The 21,565-nt window shown below is 66.1% G+C and carries 19 protein-coding genes; 16 read left to right on the forward strand and 3 right to left on the reverse strand.

The features are described from left to right. The first annotated feature begins 8 nt into the window (after positions 1-8). The 3 genes from A9975_RS27545 to A9975_RS27555 all read left to right on the forward strand — a co-directional run bounded on the left by A9975_RS27545 (position 9) and on the right by A9975_RS27555 (position 2,999). A complete protein-coding gene (locus A9975_RS27545) occupies positions 9-599 on the forward strand; it encodes an SCP2 domain-containing protein (RefSeq protein ID WP_255503624.1) in 591 nt (196 codons plus the stop codon). A gap of 105 nt (positions 600-704) precedes the next feature. Then, on the forward strand, positions 705-2,282 hold the full coding sequence (ubiB, locus tag A9975_RS27550; RefSeq protein WP_183035538.1) for a ubiquinone biosynthesis regulatory protein kinase UbiB: 1,578 nt from the start codon (positions 705-707) through the stop codon (positions 2,280-2,282). Between the two features lie 57 nt (positions 2,283-2,339). Beyond that, positions 2,340-2,999 (forward strand): methyltransferase domain-containing protein, encoded by a 660-nt coding sequence (locus A9975_RS27555; protein WP_255503617.1) that lies wholly within the window; start codon positions 2,340-2,342, stop codon positions 2,997-2,999. A 42-nt stretch (positions 3,000-3,041) separates the two neighbouring features. On the opposite strand, the gene A9975_RS27560 is transcribed toward A9975_RS27555, so the two are convergent. Then, a complete protein-coding gene (locus A9975_RS27560) occupies positions 3,042-3,650 on the reverse strand; it encodes a hypothetical protein (RefSeq protein ID WP_183035540.1) in 609 nt (202 codons plus the stop codon). A gap of 460 nt (positions 3,651-4,110) precedes the next feature. On the opposite strand from A9975_RS27560, the gene A9975_RS27565 reads away from it, so the two are divergent. From A9975_RS27565 to A9975_RS27595, 7 genes are all read left to right on the forward strand, one after another. Then, positions 4,111-5,547 (forward strand): sodium:solute symporter family protein, encoded by a 1,437-nt coding sequence (locus tag A9975_RS27565; RefSeq protein WP_183035541.1) that lies wholly within the window; start codon positions 4,111-4,113, stop codon positions 5,545-5,547. A gap of 199 nt (positions 5,548-5,746) precedes the next feature. Then, positions 5,747-6,106: an FmdB family zinc ribbon protein gene (locus tag A9975_RS27570; RefSeq protein ID WP_183035542.1), complete on the forward strand. Its 360-nt coding sequence runs from the start codon at positions 5,747-5,749 to the stop codon at positions 6,104-6,106. A 14-nt stretch (positions 6,107-6,120) separates the two neighbouring features. Continuing rightward, a complete protein-coding gene (locus A9975_RS27575; protein ID WP_150987888.1) occupies positions 6,121-6,819 on the forward strand; it encodes a DUF502 domain-containing protein in 699 nt (232 codons plus the stop codon). A gap of 43 nt (positions 6,820-6,862) precedes the next feature. Then, on the forward strand, positions 6,863-8,668 hold the full coding sequence (aspS, locus tag A9975_RS27580; protein ID WP_183035543.1) for an aspartate--tRNA ligase: 1,806 nt from the start codon (positions 6,863-6,865) through the stop codon (positions 8,666-8,668). A gap of 215 nt (positions 8,669-8,883) precedes the next feature. After that, entirely contained in the window at positions 8,884-9,774 is an 891-nt protein-coding gene (locus A9975_RS27585; protein WP_183035544.1) for a hypothetical protein, read from the forward strand. Between the two features lie 105 nt (positions 9,775-9,879). Further along, positions 9,880-10,353, forward strand: a complete 474-nt coding sequence (gene nudB, locus A9975_RS27590) for a dihydroneopterin triphosphate diphosphatase (protein ID WP_183035557.1) — start codon at positions 9,880-9,882, stop codon at positions 10,351-10,353. Continuing rightward, positions 10,350-11,138, forward strand: coding sequence for an endonuclease/exonuclease/phosphatase family protein (locus tag A9975_RS27595; RefSeq protein WP_183035545.1), 789 nt, complete (start codon positions 10,350-10,352; stop codon positions 11,136-11,138). Before nudB ends, A9975_RS27595 begins: the two co-directional genes overlap by 4 nt. A 9-nt stretch (positions 11,139-11,147) precedes the next feature. On the opposite strand, the gene A9975_RS27600 is transcribed toward A9975_RS27595, so the two are convergent. After that, the gene (locus tag A9975_RS27600) at positions 11,148-12,029 is read right to left on the reverse strand and encodes a LysR family transcriptional regulator (RefSeq protein ID WP_183035546.1); all 882 of its coding nucleotides are present in this window, start codon (positions 12,027-12,029) and stop codon (positions 11,148-11,150) included. A 135-nt stretch (positions 12,030-12,164) separates the two neighbouring features. Between A9975_RS27600 and A9975_RS27605 the strand changes: the two genes are divergently transcribed. Next, positions 12,165-12,764, forward strand: a complete 600-nt coding sequence (locus A9975_RS27605; protein ID WP_183035547.1) for a short chain dehydrogenase — start codon at positions 12,165-12,167, stop codon at positions 12,762-12,764. Here A9975_RS27605 and mobB read toward each other — a convergent pair. Next, positions 12,749-13,306: a molybdopterin-guanine dinucleotide biosynthesis protein B gene (gene mobB, locus A9975_RS27610; RefSeq protein ID WP_183035548.1), complete on the reverse strand. Its 558-nt coding sequence runs from the start codon at positions 13,304-13,306 to the stop codon at positions 12,749-12,751. The genes A9975_RS27605 and mobB overlap by 16 nt on opposite strands. Before the next feature lie 141 nt (positions 13,307-13,447). Between mobB and clsB the strand changes: the two genes are divergently transcribed. The 5 genes from clsB to A9975_RS27635 all read left to right on the forward strand — a co-directional run bounded on the left by clsB (position 13,448) and on the right by A9975_RS27635 (position 21,539). After that, positions 13,448-14,764 (forward strand): cardiolipin synthase ClsB, encoded by a 1,317-nt coding sequence (gene clsB / locus A9975_RS27615; protein WP_183035549.1) that lies wholly within the window; start codon positions 13,448-13,450, stop codon positions 14,762-14,764. Positions 14,765-15,133: 369 nt separating this feature from the next. Beyond that, positions 15,134-15,724 (forward strand): TetR/AcrR family transcriptional regulator, encoded by a 591-nt coding sequence (locus tag A9975_RS27620; RefSeq protein ID WP_043343612.1) that lies wholly within the window; start codon positions 15,134-15,136, stop codon positions 15,722-15,724. A 73-nt stretch (positions 15,725-15,797) separates the two neighbouring features. Then, positions 15,798-17,585 carry an acyl-CoA dehydrogenase C-terminal domain-containing protein gene (locus tag A9975_RS27625; RefSeq protein WP_183035550.1) on the forward strand — a complete coding sequence of 596 codons (1,788 nt, stop codon included), beginning with the start codon at positions 15,798-15,800 and terminating at the stop codon, positions 17,583-17,585. A gap of 309 nt (positions 17,586-17,894) precedes the next feature. Then, on the forward strand, positions 17,895-20,321 hold the full coding sequence (locus A9975_RS27630; protein ID WP_183035551.1) for a 3-hydroxyacyl-CoA dehydrogenase/enoyl-CoA hydratase family protein: 2,427 nt from the start codon (positions 17,895-17,897) through the stop codon (positions 20,319-20,321). Between the two features lie 18 nt (positions 20,322-20,339). Further along, positions 20,340-21,539, forward strand: a complete 1,200-nt coding sequence (locus tag A9975_RS27635) for an acetyl-CoA C-acyltransferase (RefSeq protein ID WP_183035558.1) — start codon at positions 20,340-20,342, stop codon at positions 21,537-21,539. Positions 21,540-21,565 lie beyond the last annotated feature (26 nt).

The following is a 21,565-nucleotide window of genomic DNA, read 5'->3' on the forward strand; positions in this document are numbered from 1 at the left end:
CAACCACCATGCTCCAGCCCTTCGCTGGCCGCATCATCCGCTTTGACGCGGCCGCGTTCACGCTCGCATTGAAGGTGACGGAGCAGGGCCTGACGGAGCTGGCCCCGGTGGATGAAGCCCCGGCGGTTACGCTGACCGTGCCGCTGCAGCAGTGGCCGCTGGTGGCCTCGGACGTGGCGGGCGGCGGCCAGGCGGCGGCGATGAAGCATGTGCGCATCGAGGGAGATGCGGAACTCGCCAACACGGTCTCCACGCTGGCCCGCAACCTGCGCTGGGATGCGGCCGAGGACCTGTCGCGCGCATTGCGCGGCATCCTGGGCGGCCCGGTGAGCGATAGCGTGGCGCAACGGGTGGTGGACGGCGTGCAGCAGGTGCATGCCCAAGCCACGCGGGTGGGCCGCGCGCTGGTCGATAACGTGACCGAGTACCTGCTTGACGAGCAGCCGACCCTGGTGCGCCACGCGGCGCTCGACGAGTTCGGCGCCGGTGTGAGCGCGCTGCGCGACGACCTCGCCCGGCTGGAAAAGCGGCTGGAAAAGCTGGAGCAGCGCGCCCGCTCCGAGCGTGGAGCTGGTACGCTGCCGTCCGCCCATCGCTGATCGCCCGCGGCTTGCCGCCGCCAGAGCCCTGCGCAATTGCGCATCCACGGCTTTATCCATTGCCAGACCGGCCAAGCAGCACGGCCCCAACACTGAAGAACCTGCATGACCCGCTTCCTGCGCCTTTGCAAGATCGTTTTCGTCATCCTCTACTACGGCCTCGACGAGCTCGTGCTGTCTGGCTTCAAGAGCCGCCGCATCCGTTTCCTGGTGCGTGTCATTACCATTGGCCGCAAGCTCGACATGCCCCGTGGCGAACGCCTGCGCCTGGCGCTGACGCGCCTGGGCCCGATCTTCGTCAAGTTTGGCCAGGTGCTCTCCACCCGGCGCGACCTGATGCCCGAGGACATCGCCGACGAGCTCGCCAAGCTGCAGGACCAGGTGCCGCCGTTCGATTCCGTCGTGGCGGTCAAGATCATCGAGCGCTCGCTGGGCCGGAAACTGGAGACGCTGTTCGAGAGCTTCGACCACAAGCCGGTGGCCAGCGCGTCCATCGCCCAGGTTCACTTCGCCATCCTGAAGGGCGGCCCCAACCACGGCCGCGAAGTTGCGGTGAAGGTCTTGCGCCCGGGCATGTTGCCGGTCATCGACAGTGACCTGGCGCTGATGCGGGACCTTGCCGCCTGGCTTGAGCGTTTCTGGGCTGACGGCAAGCGCCTGAAGCCGCGCGAGGTCGTCGCCGAGTTCGACAAATACCTGCACGACGAGCTCGACCTGATGATCGAGGCCGCCAACGCCAGCCAGCTGCGCCGCAACTTTGCCGACACCAAGCTGCTGCTGGTGCCCGAGGTGTTCTGGGACTGGTGCAGCAGCGAGGTCTTCGTGATGGAGCGCATGCACGGGATCCCCATCTCGCGCACCGAGTCGCTCAGGGCGGCTGGCGTCGACATGCACCTGCTGGCGGAGGAGGGCGTGGAGATCTTCTTCACGCAGGTGTTCCGCGACGGGTTCTTCCATGCCGACATGCACCCGGGCAACATCCTGGTGTCGGTGGCGCCGCAGAGTTTTGGGCGCTACATCGCGCTGGACTTCGGCATCGTCGGCGCGCTGTCCGAGTTCGACAAGAACTATCTGGCGCAGAACTTCATCGCCTTTTTCCGCCGCGACTACCATCGCGTGGCGTTGCTGCACGTGGAGTCGGGCTGGGTGCCGGCCAATACGCGGGTGGAGGAACTGGAGAGCGCGGTACGGGCGTGCTGCGAGCCCTATTTCGACAAGCCGCTCAAGGAGATCTCGCTGGGCATGGTGCTGATGCGCCTGTTCCAGACCTCGCGCCGCTTCAATGTCGAGATTCAGCCGCAACTGGTCCTGTTGCAGAAGACCTTGCTCAATATCGAAGGGCTGGGGCGCCAGCTCGATCCGGACCTGGACCTGTGGAAGACCGCCAAGCCCTTCCTCGAGAAATGGATGCACGAGCAGGTCGGCTGGAAGGGTGCCTGGGAGCGCATCCAGGTGGAGGCCCCGCAATGGGCCAAGATGCTGCCTGACTTCCCGCGCCTGGCGCACCAGTTCCTTGAGCGCCGCGCATTGGTCGACAATGGCCAGCAGGAGAAGCTGCTGGCTGCCCTGGTCGCCGAGCAGCGCCGCACCAACCGCCTGGTCGGCACGGCCTTGTTGCTGGTTGGCGGATTCGTCGCCGGGGTGGTGCTGACCGAGCTGCTGGCCTGGGTTGGCTACTGGTAGCGCACGGGATCGTGCCCCGAGTCGCCGGGGTGGCGAGTGCAAGGCTGATGAAATGCAATGCAGTGGAGAGTGGAGGCTAGCTTGACCAAATCCGATAACGCGCCGAACAAGGCCGCAGCCCCGCCAACCTTCGCCACGCGCAACGCGGGGGATCCGGCTTTCTGGGATGAGCGCTTCGAGAAGGGCTTCATGCCCTGGGACCTGGGCGGCGTGCCGGCCGATTTCGAGGCCTTCGCCGGCGCGATGGCGCCGTGCCCAACGCTAATCCCTGGCTGTGGCAACGGCTGGGAAGCGGGGTGGCTCCATGCGCGCGGCTGGCCGGTGACCGCCATTGATTTCTCACCCGAGGCCGTGGCAAGCGCGCGCCGCGCGCTGGGGCCCGCCGGGGCCGTCGTGCACGAGGCGGATTTCTTTGCCTTCGCGCCCGAGCCTGCCTGCCAGTGGATCTACGAGCGGGCCTTCCTGTGCGCCTTGCCGCCAGCCATGCGGGCCGGCTACGCTGCTCGCGTGGCGCAACTGCTGCCGCCGGGCGGCCTGCTGGCCGGCTACTTCTTCCTGGACGAGACGCGCGGCGGGCCGCCTTTCGCCATCCCCGAGGCGGAACTGCGCGCGCTGCTTGCGCCGGCCTTCGAGCTGGTGGAAGCGCGGGCCGCCACGGGCTCGCTGCCGGTATTTGCCGGCCGCGAGCAGTGGCAGGTCTGGCGCCGCAGGGCTTAGATCCCAGGGTTCAGGGTTCGGCCGCAGGCGCCAGCCTTTGCTTCAGCCGCGCACGCGGGCGTTGTGCTTGTCGTGATAGATCGCCCGGCTGTCGCGGTTTTCGGCGCGCTGGATGCCACGCTGCTCGCCCGCGCCGACATGGCCGTTGGCACCGGCGCGCGCTTCGCGCCGATCCACGTGAGCCTGGCCGCGTTCGAGGCTGCCGGCTTCGTGGTTGGTGAGCGAGCCGTTGGCGACGCCGTTCTTGATGCGCTGCTCTTGGTTGATATTGCGCTGCACGTCGGCCTGCATGCGCTGCGACGAGGCGCTGGCGGGGTTGCCGGTGATGCCGTTATGCGTGTCATGCGCGATGTCGCGGCTCACGTTGTTCTCGGCGCGCTGGATCGACGCCTGCTCGCGCGGCGAGACCGAGCCATTGGCCAGGGCGTGTGCTTCCATGTAGTCCACGCGTGCGGTCTGCTTTTCCAGGCTGGCCGCTTCGCGCGTGCTCAGGCTGCCAGATTTCAGGCCGTTCTCGATGCGCTGTTCCTGGTTGACGTTGCGCTGCACATCCTGCGAGACCGCCGCGGTCTGGGCGCTTGCCAGGCCGGCGCCGAGCAGGCCTGCGGCAATCATCAGGGTCTTGAGCATCTTGGTTTGGCGGTTCGACATGGTGTTCTCCTTTTCCTCGTTGGGCCGTGTACGGCAGCGTGGCTCGTGGGCGCGGCGCCCGATGTTGCTGCCTTGGCTTCCTTAATGCGCGGCGGATACGGCGCGCTGACGCAGGGTTTGTAAGCTGTGTAACCGCGCGTAAGCCCACCCGTAAGCCGCAAGCCTTGCGCACCATGGCGGGGCGCCGCGGCCGAGGCGGGCATCCTCGGCGCAGTCCACGTCACCTGTGGCGCCGGGGCTGCACCGTCCCGGGCAATTTCCCCGTGGTGGCGGGTTTTTTTCTCGCCGCGCGGCAGGCGTCGTTATAATCCGCGTTTTGATTCGGCTACGACCGCAGGCTAGCTCAGCCACCCATGCGGCCCCGACCGATGAATTGGACTCCGGGCAAGGCTGGCCGCAAATCCCGCCTCACCGGCAACCGGTTTCTCGCCGCAAGGGCACTTTGGGATAGGGCAGCAGCATGCTGATCTGGTTCGTCATCATCTACTGGGTAATCTCCGTCGGCATTGGCCTGTGGGCCGCGCTGCGCGTGCGCAACGCCACCGACTTCGCGGTCGCTGGCCGCAGCCTGCCGTTCTATGTCGTCACCGCCACCGTGTTCGCGACATGGTTCGGCTCGGAGACGGTGCTGGGCATCCCCGCTGTTTTCCTCAAGGAAGGCTTGTCCGGGGTGGTGTCCGATCCTTTCGGTTCCTCGCTTTGCCTGATCCTGGTCGGCCTGTTCTTCGCGCGCCCGCTGTACCGGATGAACCTGCTCACCATCGGCGATTACTATCACAATCGCTACGGGCGGCTGGCCGAGGTGCTGACCACGCTGTGCATCGTGATGTCCTACCTGGGCTGGGTCGCCGCGCAGATCAAGGCGCTCGGGCTGGTGTTCTTCACCGTCTCGGACGGCGCGCTGTCGCAGGAAGCCGGCATGATGATCGGGGCCGCCAGCGTGCTGGTGTACACCCTGTTCGGCGGCATGTGGGCCGTGGCGGTGACCGACTTCATCCAGATGATCATCATCGTGATCGGGATGCTGTATATCGGCTATGAAGTCAGCGGCCAGGCCGGCGGCGTGGCCGCGGTGGTGTCGCATGCGGCGGCGGCCGGCAAGTTCGAATTCCTGCCCTCGCTGGACCTGATCCAGATCATCGGCTTCGCGGCCGCGCTGTTCACCATGATGCTGGGATCGATCCCGCAGCAGGATGTGTTCCAGCGCGTGACCTCCTCGCGCACAGAGAAGATTGCCGGGCGCGCTTCGGTGCTGGGCGGCGTGCTTTACTTCTGCTTTGCCTTCATCCCGATGTTCCTGGCCTATTCGGCCACCATGATCGACCCGGAGATGGTGCAGAAGTACATCAACACCGATTCGCAGCTGATCCTGCCCAAGCTGATCCTGACGCACGCGCCCATGTTCGCCCAGGTGATGTTCTTCGGTGCGCTGCTGTCCGCCATCAAGAGCTGTGCCTCGGCGACGCTGCTGGCACCGTCGGTCACCTTTGCCGAGAATATCCTGCGGCCCTATTTCCGCCATCTCGACGACCGCCGCTTCCTGCGCGTGATGCAGGCCGTGGTGCTGGTGTTCGCCGTGCTGGTGACGCTGTTCGCGCTGAACTCGCATCTGTCCATTTTCCATATGGTGGAAAATGCATATAAAGTCACTTTGGTGTCGTCGTTTGTCCCGCTGGCCTTTGGCATGTTCTGGAAGCCGGCCACGCGCCAGGGCGGCCTTGCCGCGATCATCCTCGGGTTGGTTTCCTGGCTGTGCTGCGAAATCGCCTTCGCCGACGCGGCGGTGCCGCCGCAGATGGTCGGGCTGCTGGCTTCCATCGGCGGCATGGTGTTCGGCTCGCTGCTGCCGCAGTGGATCAACGACCATCCGCGCGTCAAGGAAGTCCATCTGGCCTGAGCGTTGCGGGCATCCGGCGGGTCATGCGTGGCTTCGAAGGCATTTCCAGCCCTTTTTCCGCCGGCCCGGCGTTCTCAGAACGGTTTATAATTCAAGGCTTTGCACCGCAAGGCGCGCGCACGGGAGTGGCAACTTCCCGCTCGGCGCGGCCATGCGGTTCCATCCAATTTCCGTTCCAGACTCCTAGCGGAGAGCCACTATGCCGATCTATGCCTATCGTTGCGACGCCTGCGGCCACGGGCGCGATGTGCTGCAGAAAATGAGCGATGCCCCGCTCACCGACTGCACATCCTGCGGCGCAAAGGGCACGTTCAAGAAACAACTGACCGCCGCGGGCTTCCAGCTCAAGGGGTCGGGCTGGTACGTCACCGATTTCCGCGGTGGCAACAGCGGCACGCCGGCTGCGCCCGCCACGGCGGCCGCGGGCAGCGCCACCGAGGGCAAGAGCGACGCAGCGGCACCGGCCTCGTCCGGCGCAGCCACGGATTCCTCCAGCACCGTCAGCACGGCGCCGACCAGCACTGCCGGCGGTTCCGGCAGTGCCGTCGCCAGCCATTGAAGGCAGAACGCACCGTGCCGGCGAAGAAGACTTCCGCCCTCAAGACCTGGTTCCTCACCGGGCTATTGGTGCTGGTGCCGCTGGGCATCACGCTGTGGGTGTTGAACCTGGTCATCAGCACCATGGACCAGAGCCTGGCGCTGCTGCCTGAAGCCTGGCAGCCGGTCCAGCTGTTCAAGGTGCGCATCCCGGGCCTGGGCGCCATCCTGACGGTGGTGTTCATCCTGCTGGTCGGCCTGCTGACCCACAACTTCATCGGCCAGCGCCTGGTGCGCTGGTGGGAAGCGCTGCTGCGCCATATCCCCGTGGTCGGGCCGATCTACACCAGCGTCAAGCAGGTCTCGGATACGCTGCTCTCCTCGTCCGGCAATGCCTTTCGCAAGGCGCTGCTGGTGCAGTACCCGCGTGAGGGCTCGTGGACCATCGCATTTCTCACCGGCCGTCCCGGCGGCGATGTGCAGAATCATCTGCAGGGCGAGTATGTCAGCGTCTACGTGCCGACCACGCCTAATCCGACCTCGGGCTTCTTCCTGATGATGCCCAAGGCCGATACCATCGAACTCGACATGACCGTCGACGCCGCGCTGAAGTACATCGTCTCGATGGGCGTGGTGGCGCCGACCGAGCTGCCGCGCAAGAGCGGTTCGGTGCGCGCCGGCGAGGCGGAGGCAGAAGCCCTCGCCGAGTCCGCCGGCTCATCGCATTCAAATTGATCGCCGGCCGCATCGGCGGCCGCGTTATTCCGGGAATTCTCTTATGTCCTCCATGCGTACTCACTATTGCGGTCTCGTGACCGAACAACTGTCGGGCCAAGAAGTGGCTCTCACCGGCTGGGTGCAGCGTCGCCGCGACCACGGTGGCGTGATCTTCATCGACCTGCGCGACCGCGAAGGCCTGGTGCAGGTGGTTTGCGATCCCGATCGTCCCGAGATGTTCAAGGCCGCCGAAGAGATCCGCAACGAGTTCTGCGTGCGCATCACCGGCAAGGTGCGCCCGCGCCCGGCCGGCACCGAGAACGCCAACCTGACCTCCGGCAAGATCGAGGTGCTGTGCCATGAGCTGACCGTGCTCAACCCGTCGGTCACGCCCCCGTTCCAGCTCGACGACGACAACCTGTCCGAGACCACCCGCCTGACGCACCGCGTGCTGGACCTGCGCCGCCCGCAGATGCAGTACAACCTGCGCCTGCGCTACAAGGTGGCCATGGAAGTGCGCAAGTACCTGGACGCGCAAGGCTTCATCGACATCGAGACCCCGATGCTGGGCAAGAGCACGCCCGAAGGCGCGCGGGACTACCTGGTGCCGTCGCGGACCAACCCGGGCCACTTCTTCGCGTTGCCGCAATCGCCGCAGATCTTCAAGCAGATGCTGATGGTGTCGGGCTTCGACCGCTACTACCAGATCACCAAGTGCTTCCGCGACGAGGACCTGCGTGCCGACCGCCAGCCCGAGTTCACGCAGATCGACTGCGAGACCTCGTTCCTGAACGAGCAGGAGATCCGCGACCTGTTCGAGGACATGATGCGCACGGTGTTCAAGAACGCCATCGACGTCGACCTGGACGCCAGCTTCCCCGTGATGGAATTCCGCGAGGCCATGGCCCGCTTCGGTTCGGACAAGCCTGACCTGCGCGTCAAGCTCGAGTTCACCGAACTGACCGACGCCATGAAGGACGTCGACTTCAAGGTGTTCTCCGGCCCCGCCAACAGCGAGAACGGTCGTGTGGTCGGCCTGTGCGTGCCGGGCGGCGCCGCCATCTCGCGCAGCGAGATCGATGCCTACACCCAGTTCGTCGCCATCTACGGCGCCAAGGGCCTGGCCTGGATCAAGGTCAACGAAGTGGCCAAGGGCCGCGACGGCCTGCAATCGCCGATCGTCAAGAACCTGCACGACGCGGCCATCGCCGAGATCCTGAAGCGCACCGGCGCCAAGGACGGGGACATCATCTTCTTCGGCGCGGACAAGGCCAAGGTCGTCAACGACGCCATCGGCGGCCTGCGCCTGAAGATCGGCCACTCCGAGTTCGGCAAGACCCACGGCCTGTTCGAGGACGTGTGGAAGCCGCTGTGGGTGATCGACTTCCCGATGTTCGAGTACGACGAAGAAGATGCCCGCTGGGTCGCCATGCACCACCCGTTCACCAGCCCCAAGGACGAGCACCTGCAATACCTGGAAACCGATCCGGGCAAGTGCATCGCCAAGGCCTACGACATGGTCCTGAACGGCTGGGAAATGGGCGGCGGCTCGGTGCGGATCTTCCGTGAGGACGTGCAAAGCAAGGTGTTCCGCGCCCTGAAGATCGGCGAGGAAGAAGCCCGTGCCAAGTTCGGCTACCTGCTGGACGCGCTGCAATACGGCGCGCCCCCGCACGGCGGCCTGGCCTTCGGCCTGGACCGCATCGTCACCATGATGGCCGGCGCCGATTCGATCCGCGACGTGATCGCCTTCCCCAAGACCCAGCGCGCGCAAGACTTGCTCACGCAAGCGCCGAGCGCGGTCGACGAGAAGCAACTGCGCGAGCTGCATATCCGCTTGCGTGCTGCGGAGGCGAAGACGGCCTGAGCCGGGGTTCGGACTGCTTGAAAAGGCCGCGCGACAGCGCGGCCTTTTTGCATTGGCGGCCGCGATGCATGCCAGGTGCCACAGCCGGCACCCAATCCCTGGTTTCCAATTGTTACATCGCGGAACGAAGCCCTTTTCGTCCAGTCTTCTCCCTTTATAGCGCCAAGCCGCAAGCCCAATTCGAAGGCACGACGGCCGCGCGGGAGGATTTTGCCGTGCACCTGGATGTAGAACTGATTCGCCAGTTTTTAATGGCCCATGCCGAGACCATCCTCACCTGGCTGGTGGCCGGGCTGGTGATGATGCTGCTGGCGCGTTTCGAGCTGCGGCGCGCGGTGCGCCGCTCGGCGGTGGCCATGTCGGAGTCCGTGGCGACCACGGTGGCGGCTTGTGTGCCGGATATCGCGCATGCTGCGAAGACCGGCGGCGTTGGCGGCATGCCGATGCTGGAACCGGTGGAGATGCAGCGCGCCGAAGCCCTGCGCCGGGTGGCGCTGGATACGGTGGGCACCGTCATGGCGCGCGGGCGCTGGCTGGAGGACCTCGGCAACCTGAGGCTGCCCGATGACGCCTTGTTGCAGGGCAGCCGGGCAGGCGGTGCGGATCCGTTGCTGGTGGTGGCGCCGCAGCCGGTGGTGCAGGCTTACCTGACGGCCCAGCGCAGCTTCGATGAGTACGTCGTGAAGCTGCGCGACGAGCGTCGCGAAGCGCTGCGGCTGCAGGACGGCTTGCAGGCGCTGGCCGCGGAGGCCACGCATATCGAGCAGGAAACCGGCAGCATCGTGATGCGCTTCGAGCAGGTCAACGCACAGGCCGCCCAAGGCGTGGAAGCCGGTGACTACCAGCGCTTCCTGATCCAGAAGTACAACACGCTCGGCGTGCGCGAAAAAGAGATCGCGCACGAGCGCGCGCAGTTGCAGGCGCAGGTGCAGCAATGCGCGGACCGCCTGGCCGCGCATGCGCAGGTGGCTTCGCGCGAGTACACGCGCGCGCTGACCCCGTTGATGCAGCAATTGCGCGCCGCGTGGGGCCACGGCGACTCGCCGGGCGTATTCGAGACCTGGCTGCGCGAGACGCCGGCGCCATCCGGCGTCCATGCTGCATGAATGGGCCTGGGCAGCAAGATCGTCATGTCCACCATGACCGCCATGTTTCCCATGGTGCCCGGGCGCATCTGCGGTAAGCTTGGGGACGCCGTTTGTCCTATCCCCATGTCCTACAAAATCCCTGAATCCGTCCTGGTTGTGATTCACACGCCAGACCTGCAAGTGCTGTTGATCGAGCGCGCCGACCGGCCGGGCTACTGGCAGTCGGTCACCGGCAGCCTGGACACGCCCGACGAGCCGCTGGCGCTGACGGCCGCGCGCGAGGTGGCCGAGGAAACCGGCCTGATCGCCGCCGAGCACCAGCTGGACGACTGGAACCACACCATCGAGTACGAAATCTACCCGCAGTGGCGCCACCGCTACGCACCGGGCGTGACACGCAACACCGAGCACTGGTTTGGCCTGCGTGTCGCGCAGCCGCTGCCGGTGACGCTGGCGCCGCGCGAGCACTTGCAGTACCAGTGGCTGCCGTGGCAGGAGGCCGCCGCGCTCTGCTTCTCGACCAGCAATGCCGAGGCGGTGCTGCAGTTGGGCTGGCGGGTGCGGGGGCAGCGTGCGGCCTGCGGAGCGGACCTATGAGGCTGCGCGTCGTCACCTACAACATTCACAAGGGCGTGACCGGCATCAAGGGCAAGTCGCGTATCCATAACGTGCGCGATGGCCTGCACGTGGTGAATGCCGACATCGTCTTCCTGCAGGAGGTGCAGGATCGCAATGACCGCCTGGTGGCGGCAGCCTTGTTCGACCCGGATTACACCCAGCTCAACTATTTGGCGACCGATGCGTATCCGCATTCGGTCTACGGCCGCAATGCAGTGTACGACCACGGGCACCACGGCAATGCCATCCTGTCGCGCCACCCGATCCTGATGTCGGAAAACCTCGACATCTCCGACCATCGCTTCGAGCAGCGCGGCCTGCTGCACGCGGTGGCGGATATGAACGGGGTCGAGGCCCACCTGATCTGCGTGCATTTCGGCTTGTTCGCGCGCAGCCGCGCGCGCCAGGCGGAGGCACTGGTCAAGCGGGTGCAGGATGTGGTGCCAGCCGAGGCGCCGCTGGTGATCGCGGGGGATTTCAATGACTGGAACCACCGGCTCGACAACCTGATCTGCACCACGCTTGGGGCGACGGAGGTGTCCTCCGCGGGTGGCGCGCGGCTGCACACCTTCCCCAGCCACATGCCCTGGTGGCAACTCGACCGCATCTATGTGCGCGGCTTCGAGATCGAGCACGCCAGTGCGCTGACCGGCCGCGACTGGGCCCAGCGCTCGGACCACGTGCCGTTGATGGCGGAGCTTGCACGCATCGCCGTACCGGAGCGGCCGGTTGTCCACAAGGCCAAGGCAGGCACGATTTCCTGAAGGCGATCTTCAGGCTCCCATTTTCTCCAGCATGACGCTGACAAAGCAGGTCTGCTTGGGCAGCGGCCGCGGGTCGCGCGGATAGAGCAGGTGGACCGGCCTTGGCGCTGGCATGGCGTCTTCCAGCAACGGGACCAGCAACCCGGCGGCTATGTCTGCCGCCAGCAGCACTTCCGGCTGCATCACCACCCCACAGCCAGCTAGCGCCGCGCGCCGCAGCGCCTGGCCGTTGTTGGCCGCCAGCGGCGCCGATGAATTAGACGCCGCGCCGTCCTCGGGGGCCGGCCACCCCATGCCTTGCGGCCACAACAGATGATTCAGGCAGCGATGCCCGGCCAGCTCCGCCAGCGTGCGCGGATGGCCCGCTTGCGCGAGGTAGGCCGGCGCGGCGCAGATCGCCATGCGATACGGCCGCAACGGCCGCGCTACCAGATGATCGGAGCTGGCCAGCGCGCCGATGCGCACGGCGGCGTCGAAACCATCGGCAATCAGGTCGGTGAAAGCGTCGTCGAGCACCAGTTCCACCATGACTTCCGGGTAGCGCAGCAGGTAGGCCGATACCGCTTCGGCGACCGCCGTCTCCCCCAACGTCACCGGCGCGGTCACGCGCAGGCGGCCGCGTGGCTGGCTGTGCAGGCGTTCGGCCACAGTCTCCGCATTGCGCACGCGCTCCAGGATCTGCCGGCATTCCTCCAGGAACAGGTGGCCGGCCTCGGTCAGGCTTTGGCGGCGCGTGCTGCGTTGCAGCAAACGCACGCCCAGATGCCGCTCCAGCTGCCCGACATGCTTGCCTACCATCACCGCCGACAGGCCAAGTGCATCGGCGCAGGCGCTGAAGCTGCCGGCTTCGGCAGCGGCGGCAAACACTTCCATGCTGCGCAGCTTGTCCATGGATTGCTAATTAAAAATTAGGGATGCGCGAAATCCTAGCCCATTTATCCCTGTTTAATCCACTTCCACAATGCATTCCTGATGGCGGCAGAAGGAATGCCGTCTTCCTAAACAACCAGAACCATGGGGAATGCGATGAAGATTGTTGTGATCGGAGCCAGCGGAACGCTCGGGCAGGCGGTAGTGCAGAACCTGTCGGCTCGCCACGACGTGGTGCGGGTCGGCAAGTCGCGCGGCGAACATCGGGTCGACCTGACCCGGCCGGAATCCGTACAGGCCTTGTTTGACGCGACCGGCCGGGTGGACGCCATCGTCGCCACGACCGGAAGCCTGTTTTTCGGGCCGCTCGCGCAGATGCGGGCCGAGGACTTCGAAATCGGGCTACAGGACAAGTTGCTCGGGCAGGTGCGGCTGGCGCTGGTTGGCCAGCATTTCCTGAACGATGGCGGCTCGATCACGCTCACCAGCGGCATTGTTGGCAGCGAGCCGATTCGCATGGGCGCCAACGCCGGCAGCGTCAATGCGGCGCTGGAGGGGTTCGTGCGCAGCGCGGCGCCCGAGCTGGAGCGCGGCCTGCGCATCAATGTGGTCAGCCCCACGGTAGTGCAGGAGTCATGGCCCGCGTATGGCGAGTTCTTCCCCGGCTTTGAGCCGGTGCCGGCGGCGCGCGTCGCGCTGGCCTTCCAGCGCAGCGTGGAAGGGCCGCGCAGCGGCCATGTCTATCGGGTCTGGTGAGGCTGCGCCAAGGTGGCGGCCAGCGCTGGCGTGAGTTCGAGCGCGCTGTCGCGGATGATCTGGCAGATCGCGTCAAGGTCGGCCAGGTCCAGCACGGGCAAGGCGGTGAGCGCGGCCACCGCCTGCGGCTGGTCGCTGGCGACGGCCATGATGCTCGGCACTTCCGGCCATAGCGGTGGCCTGCCCAGGTCTGGGCGGAACACTTCCAGCTTGGGGAAATCGCTGCGCTTGTAACCTTCCACCAGCACCAGATCCGTGTCGGCGGGCAGCACGGCCAGCGCATCGGCCAGCTCAGGCGAGGCCTCGGTCTCGGGATAGTGGCGCATCAGCGTGAGGTGCCGCGCGCCCACCAGCACGACATTGGCGCAGCCGGCCTGGCGCATGCGCCAGGAGTCCTTGCCCGGGGTGTCCGGGTCAAAGCCATGGTGGGTGTGCTTGACGCCGGCCACGCGCAGGCCGGCGGCGGCGAAGCGCGGGATCACTTGATCCAGCAACGTGGTCTTGCCACTGCCGGACGCACCGGAGATGCCGAAAACCTTCACGATGTCGGGGCTTGCGAGGGGATGAAGCGGCGACGATAGCAGAGAAAGCCCGCCGCGGCGCGCATGGCCCCACACGCTGTGTGCGCCGCGCGCGTCGCCTGGCGCACGCACAGGACATCGGCGTGCCTGATAATGTGGCTCATGTCATCGATTCCGCCCCCACGCCCGCCCGGCGCGCCGCCTCCCGGGCTCACCGCGAGCCGCGACGATGCCCGCGCAAGCGCGCCGCGGCATGCCGGCCCACTGCGCTCCGAATGGCGCCGCGGCAGGCCTCTGGGCGGCAACGCGGTCCGTTTGCTGCGCGGCGGCAATGCGTTCTTCCCGGCCTTGGTTGCCGCGATCGACCAGGCTGTATTCTCCGTTTCGCTCGAGACCTACATTTACGCCGACGATGCGGTCGGCGCGGCGGTGAGCGACGCGCTGATCCGTGCCGCGGGGCGGGGCGTGGCCGTGCATCTGGTGGTGGACGGTTTCGGCGCCGGCGACATGCCGGCCGGGCTTGCCGAGCGCCTGCGCGAGGGCGGGGCGTGCCTCAAGATCTTCCGTCCGCTGCGCCGCTTCAGCCTGGCGCGGCGCAACCTGCGCCGGCTGCACCGCAAGCTGGCAGTGATCGACCAGCAGATCGGCTTTGTTGGCGGCATCAACATCATCGACGACCACAACCATGGGCCCTTCGAGAGCGCCGGGCTCGGCCCCCGCTACGACTTCGCGGTGGAGGTGCGGGGCCCGCTGGTCAACCAGATCGCGCTGACCGCCGAGCGCCTGTGGTGGCAGCTATCGCTGCGCGGCGAAATGCGCAGCGTTGGCCTGGCGGGGGTGGCGGCGGAGTTTCCGCTGATCACCGACCTGCCGCTGCCGCGCCAGGACCAGGCCGGCGGCATGCGCGCCGCGCTGCTGCTGCGCGACAACCTGCGCAACCGGCGCGCCATCGAACGCGAGTACCTGCAGGCGTTGGGCGGCGCGCGCCGGGAAGTGATCATTGCCAACGCCTACTTCCTGCCTGGCCACAAGATGCGCCGCGCCCTGCTGGCGTGCCGCAAGCGCGGCGTGCGCGTGCGGCTGCTGCTCCAGGGCAGGGTCGAGTACCGTTTGCAGCACTATGCAACCCATTCGCTTTATGCGACCTTGCTCGGCGCCGGCGTGGAAATCTACGAATACGCCGATAGTTTCCTGCACGCCAAGGTGGCCGTGGTCGACGATGCCTGGGCCACGGTGGGCTCCAGCAACATGGACCCGTTCAGCCTGCTGCTGGCCCGCGAGGCCAATGTCGCGGTCTATGACGGCGCGTTTTGCGCCGAGCTGCGCCTGGAACTGGAGCACGCCATTGCCTCGCGCAGCATCGAGGTCAAGGCCGCCACGCATGCGCGCCGTTCGGCGGTGCGCCGGATGGCGAGCTGGGCCGCCTATATGGTGCTGCGTGTCGGCGTGATCATCGCCGGCGTGACAGGGCGCTACTGATCGCGGGACAATGCCGGGTGGGGCGATGCTGCTGTGCATCACTCGCGGCAGCAATGACCTCTATCTCGCTGCGCCGCGGCATGTTGCGGCGCAGGAGCGCGGCCGCTGCGTTTAGAAACCCCGATCTAATTAAAAGCTTGCTGCCAGCGGGCGCGATCACAATAATCTGAACGGTCGTTCTTTTTTGCCTTAGACTGCGTGCATTCGGGTCTGCCAGGCGGTGAAGCAGCCAGCCGGGCAGCGAAAAAAAATGCATTACGTCAGGGTCATAGGCGGCGCGATCCGTATCGCGCCGCGAAGAACGGAGAAAAAATCATGCGACACCAGTCAGCTCGTCTCGAATCCGCCACATCCGCGTCCCCCGCGCCCATGCGCAAGGGGGAAATGACGCGCGTGGCCATTCTGGATGCCGCGCTGGAATTGTCGTCCCGCGACGGGCTCGAAGGCTTGACCATCGGGCTGCTCGCGGAACGCATGCAGATGAGCAAAAGCGGCGTGTTCGCGCATTTCGGTTCGCGCGAGGACTTGCAGGTGGAAGTGGTGCGCGAGTATCACCGCCGGTTCGAGCAGGAGGTTTTCTATCCCTCGCTGCACGAGCCGCGTGGCCTGCCACGCCTGCAGTCCATGGTGCGCCGCTGGATGGAAAAGCGCATCCAGGAAGTGACCACGGGATGCATCTACATCAGCGGGGCGGTGGAGTACGACGACCGCGCGGAAAGCCCGGTGCGTGACGAACTCGTCAAGAGCGTCACCATCTGGCGCGCCGCGCTGACGCGCGCCATCGACCAGGCACGGGAAGAGGGGCACCTGCGCGCGGATTGCGATCCGCGCCTGATGCTGTTTGAAATGTACAGCCTTGAACTAGGCTTGCATCATGACGCCCGCTTCCTGCGCTTGCCCGCGAGTGCCGAGCTTGCCATGGTCGCGCTCAATAAATTGATTCAGTCCTACCGTACCTGACGCCGCCGCGGCGTCCCGTGCCGGATCGTGCACGGGCGGCGTAGCGGCTTTGCAAACCTCCAAGGAGTCTTTGATGGGCCAGTACACCGCACCGTTGCGCGACATGCAGTTCGTGCTCCATGAATTGCTCGGCGTGGAAGCCGAACTCAAGGCGCTGCCGAAGCACGCCGACGTTGACGCGGACACCATCAACCAGGTGCTTGAGGAAGCCGGCAAGTTCTGCTCCGAGGTCGTGTTCCCGCTCAACCAGAGCGGCGACCGCGAAGGCTGTACCTACGTCGGCGACGGCGTGGTGACGGCGCCCAAGGGCTTCAAGGAAGCGTACAAGCAATACGTGGAAGCCGGCTGGCCGGCACTGGGCTGCGACCCCGAATACGGCGGCCAGGGCCTGCCTATCCTGGTCAACAATGCCTTGTACGAGATGCTGAACTCGGCCAACCAGGCGTGGACCATGTACCCCGGCCTGTCGCACGGCGCGTATGAAGCGCTGCACGCGCACGGCACGCCCGAGCTGCAGAAGGTCTACCTGCCCAAGCTGGTCTCCGGCGAATGGACCGGCACCATGTGCCTGACCGAGCCGCACTGCGGCACCGACCTGGGCATCCTGCGCAGCAAGGCCGAGCCGCAGGCCGATGGCTCCTACACCATTACCGGCACCAAGATCTTCATCTCGGCCGGCGAGCACGATCTCTCCGCCAACATCATCCACCTGGTGCTGGCACGGCTGCCGGACGCGCCGCAGGGCACCAAGGGCATCTCGCTGTTCGTGGTGCCGAAGTTCGTCCCCGATGCGAGCGGCAACCCGGGCGAGCGCAACGGCATCAAGTGCGGCTCGATCGAGCACAAGATGGGCATCCACGGCAACGCCACCTGCGTGATGAACCTGGACGGCGCGCGCGGCTGGCTGGTGGGCGAGCCCAACAAGGGCCTGAACGCCATGTTCGTGATGATGAACGCCGCCCGCCTGGGCGTGGGCATGCAGGGCCTCGGGCTGACCGAAGTGGCCTACCAGAACTCGCTGGCGTATGCCAAGGACCGCCTGCAGATGCGCGCGCTGACCGGTCCCAAGGCACCGGACAAGCCGGCCGACCCGATCATCGTGCACCCTGACGTGCGCCGCATGCTGCTGACGCAGAAGGCCTTTGCCGAAGGCGGCCGCGCGTTCAGCTACTGGACTGCGCTGCAGATCGACCGCGAACTGTCGCACCCGGACGAGTCCGTGCGCAAGGAAGCGGGCGACCTGGTTGCGTTGCTCACGCCCGTGATCAAGGCTTTCCTGACCGATAACGCGTTCACCGCCACCAACGAAGGCATGCAGGTGTTCGGCGGCCACGGCTACATCGCCGAGTGGGGCATGGAGCAGTATGTGCGCGACGCGCGCATCAACATGATCTACGAAGGCACCAACACCATCCAGGCGCTGGACCTGCTGGGCCGCAAGATCCTGGGCGACATGGGCGCCAAGATGAAGGCCTTCGGCAAGATCGTGCAAGCGTTCGTCGAGGAAGAAGGCACCAACGAAGCCATGCAGGAGTTCGTCAACCCGCTGGCCGATCTGGGCGACAAGGTGCAGAAGCTCACCATGGAAATCGGCATGAAGGCCATGGGCAACCCCGACGAAGTCGGCGCTGCCGCCGTGCCTTACCTGCGCGTGGTGGGCCACCTGGTGTTCTCGTACTTCTGGGCCCGCATGGCCAAGATCGCGCTGGAGAAGGAAGCCAGCGGCGACAAGTTCTACACCACCAAGCTGGCGACCGCACGCTTCTACTTTGCCAAGCTGCTGCCGGAGACGGCATCGCAGATCCGCATGGCACGCGCTGGTTCGGCCACGCTGATGGCGCTGGACGCGGATCTGTTCTGATCGGATTGTTTGTCCTGAATTAATGCGGTTGTCTTAGCGCGGGCGCAAGCTACTGGCTCTGACTGGCTCTGACGGTGTCGATGCCAATGGTTTGCTCCCCTCTCCCATGAAATGGGAGAGGGGCCGGGGGAGAGGGGAGGCGGTTCAACGAGCGATACCGCTTGATCGAGCGCCCGCCCTCTCCCCCGGCCCCTCTCCCGCCATGCGGGAGAGGGGAGCACACCAGCGGCAATACCAGCACCAGCGCCAGCGCCAGCGCCAGCGCAGCCAGCCCACCTCATCTCAACGCTCACTTTCCTAGGAGCGCGCATGTCCAATTTCATCGTCAAGAAGGTCGCCGTGCTGGGTGCCGGCGTCATGGGGGCGCAGATCGCCGCCCATCTCGTCAACGCCCGCGTGCCCGTGGTGCTGTTCGACCTGCCGGCCAAGGAAGGCCCCAAGAACGGCATCTCGCTGCGTGCCATCGAGAACCTGAAGAAACTCTCGCCGGCACCGCTGGGCATCAAGGACGAAGCCGGCCTGATCCAGGCCGCCAACTACGAGGACGATCTCGCGCTGCTCAAGGAATGCGACGTGGTGATCGAGGCCATCGCCGAGCGCATGGACTGGAAGCACGACCTGTACAAGAAGGTCGCGCCACATCTGGCCTCCCACACCATCTTCGCCACCAATACTTCGGGCCTGTCGATCACCGCGCTGTCCGACGGTTTCGACGCGGACCTGAAGTCGCGCTTTTGCGGCGTGCACTTCTTCAACCCGCCGCGCTACATGCACCTGGTGGAACTGATCCCGACCGCGACCACGCAGCCCGCGATCCTGGACCGCCTGGAAACCTTCCTGACCTCCACGCTCGGCAAGGGCGTGGTGCGCGCCAAGGACACGCCGAACTTCATCGCCAACCGCGTTGGCATCTTCTCGATCCTGGCGGTGTTCGCGGAAGCCGAGAAGTACGGCATCCCCTTCGACGTGGTCGACGACCTGACCGGCTCCAAGCTGGGCCGCGCCAAGTCCGCCACCTTCCGCACTGCCGACGTGGTGGGCCTGGACACCATGGCCCACGTGATCAAGACCATGCAGGACACCCTGCTGGATGATCCGTTTGCGCCGGTGTACAAGACGCCCGCCGTGCTCAAGGGGCTGGTGGACGCGGGCGCATTGGGCCAGAAGACCGGCGCCGGCTTCTACAAGAAGGAAGGCAAGGCCATCAAGGTGCTGGACCCCAAGACAGGCCAATACGTCGACTCGGGCAAGAAGGCCGACGAGATCGTGGTGCGCATGCTGAAGAAGGAACCGGCCGAGCGCATCAAGCTGCTGCGCGAATCCACTAACCCGCAGGCGCAATTCCTGTGGGCGGTGTTCCGCGACGTGTTCCACTACATCGGCGTCTACCTCGAGCAGATCGCCGGCTCCGCCGCCGATATCGACCTGGCGATCCGCTGGGGCTTCGGCTGGAACTCCGGCCCCTTCGAGGACTGGCAATCGGCCGGCTGGAAGCAGGTGGCCGAGTGGGTGAAGGAAGACATTGAAGCCGGCAAGGGCCTGGCCAACGTGGCGCTGCCCGCATGGGTCTTCGAAGGCCCGGTGGCCGAGAACCAGGGCGTGCATGGCGCGCAGGGTTCGTGGTCGCCCGCCGCGCAAGCCTTCGTGCAGCGCAATGCGTTGCCGGTGTATGAGCGCCAGGTGTTCCGCGCCGCGGTCAAGGGCACCGCCGCAACGGATCCGCGCAAGGCTGGCCGCACCGTGGAAGAAAACGATGCGGTGCGCATCTGGGTGAGCGAGGGCCAGGACGATGTGCTGGTGGTTTCGTTCAAGAGCAAGATGAACACCATCGGCCCGGACGTGATCGACGGCCTGACGCGCGCCATCGACCTGGCGGAAGCCGAGTACAAGGGCCTGGTCGTGTGGCAGCCGACGTCGCTGCAACTGGGCGCGCCGGGCGGCCCGTTCTCCGCGGGCGCCAACCTGGAAGCTGCGATGCCGGCCTTCATGATGGGCGGCGCCAAGGGCATCGAGCCCTTTGTCAAGAAGTTCCAGGACGGCATGATGCGGGTGAAGTACTCCGCCGTTCCGGTGGTGGCGGCGGCGTCCGGCATCGCGCTGGGCGGCGGCTGTGAGCTGATGCTGCATTCGGCCAAGCGCGTGGCCGCGCTGGAAACCTATATCGGCCTGGTGGAAGTGGGCGTGGGCCTGGTGCCGGCCGGTGGCGGGCTGAAGGAAGCTGCCCTGGCGGCTGCACGCGCGGCACAAGCCGCTGGCAGCACCAACTACCTGCAGTTCCTCACCAACCGTTTCCAGGCAGCCGCCATGGCGAAGGTTTCGGCCTCGGCGCTGGACGCGCAGAAGCTGGGCTACCTGCAGCCGTCGGACACCATCGTGTTCAACGTGCATGAGCTGCTCTACGTGGCGCAGAACGAAGTGCGCGCGCTGTCCAACGCTGGCTACCGCGCTCCGGTGCCGGGCACGCTGGTGCCGGTGGCGGGCCGCTCCGGCATTGCCACCATCAAGGCGTCGCTGGCCAATATGCGCGACGGCGGCTTCATCTCCGCGCACGACTTCCTGATTGCCAGCCGCATTGCCGAGGCAGTGTGCGGCGGCGACGTGGAAGCCGGCTCGCTGGTCAGCGAGGAATGGCTGCTGGCGCTGGAACGCAAGGCCTTTGTCGACCTGCTCGGCACGGGCAAGACCCAGGAACGCATCATGGGCATGCTGCAGACCGGCAAGCCGGTGCGCAACTAAGGCAAGCGAGGAACCGACATCATGAAACAACTGCAAGACGCATACATCGTTGCCGCGACCCGCACGCCGATCGGCAAGGCTCCCAAGGGCGCGTTCAAGAACACCCGCCCGGACGACCTGCTGGCCACCATCCTGCGCGCGGCCGTGGCGCAGGTGCCCAACCTCGATCCCAGGCTGATCGAAGACGCCATCGTTGGCTGCGCCATTCCCGAGGCGCAGCAGGGCCTGAACGTCGCGCGCATCGGCGCGCTGCTGTCGGGCCTGCCGAACACCGTGGGCGGCATCACCGTCAACCGCTTCTGCGCCTCTGGCCTGTCTGCCGTGGCCATGGCTGCTGACCGCATCCGCGTGGGCGAGTCCGACGTGATGATCGCCGCCGGCGTGGAATCGATGAGCATGGTGCCGATGATGGGCAATTCGCCGTCGATGTCGCCGGCGATCTTCGAGCGCGACGAGAACATCGGCATCGCCTACGGCATGGGCCTGACCGCCGAGAAGGTCGCGCAGAAGTGGCAGGTCAGCCGCGAAGACCAGGATGCTTTCTCGCTTGCTTCGCACCAGAAGGCGATCCGCGCGCAGCAGGCGGGCGACTTCAAGGACGAAATCACCCCGATCGAGATCGTCGAGAAGTTCCCCAACCTGGCCAGCGGCCAGGTCGACGTGAAGACACGCACCATCTCGCTGGACGAAGGCCCGCGTCCGGAGACGTCGATCGAAGGCCTGGGCAAGCTGCGCCCGGTGTTTGCCAACAAGGGCAGCGTCACCGCCGGCAACAGCTCGCAGACTTCGGATGGCGCCGGCGCGCTGATCCTGGTTTCGGAAAAGATCCTCAAGCAGTTCAACCTGGTGCCGCTGGCGCGCTTCGTGTCGTTCGCGGTGCGCGGCGTGCCGCCCGAGATCATGGGCATCGGCCCCAAGGAAGCGATTCCGGCGGCGCTCAAGGCGGCCGGCCTGACGCAGGACCAGATGGACTGGATCGAGCTGAACGAAGCCTTCGCCGCGCAGTCGCTGGCGGTGATGCGCGACCTGCAGCTGGACCCGGCCAAGGTCAACCAGATGGGCGGCGCGATTGCACTGGGCCACCCGCTGGGCGCCACCGGCGCGATCCGTTCGGCCACCGTGGTGCATGCGCTGCGCCGTAACAACCTGAAGTACGGCATGGTCACCATGTGCGTCGGCACCGGCATGGGCGCGGCAGGTATTTTCGAGCGCGTCTAAACGCGCCACGGGGCAGGCAGCCTGAG

Source organism: Cupriavidus sp. UME77 (assembly GCF_014170355.1).
GTDB lineage: Bacteria > Pseudomonadota > Gammaproteobacteria > Burkholderiales > Burkholderiaceae > Cupriavidus > Cupriavidus basilensis.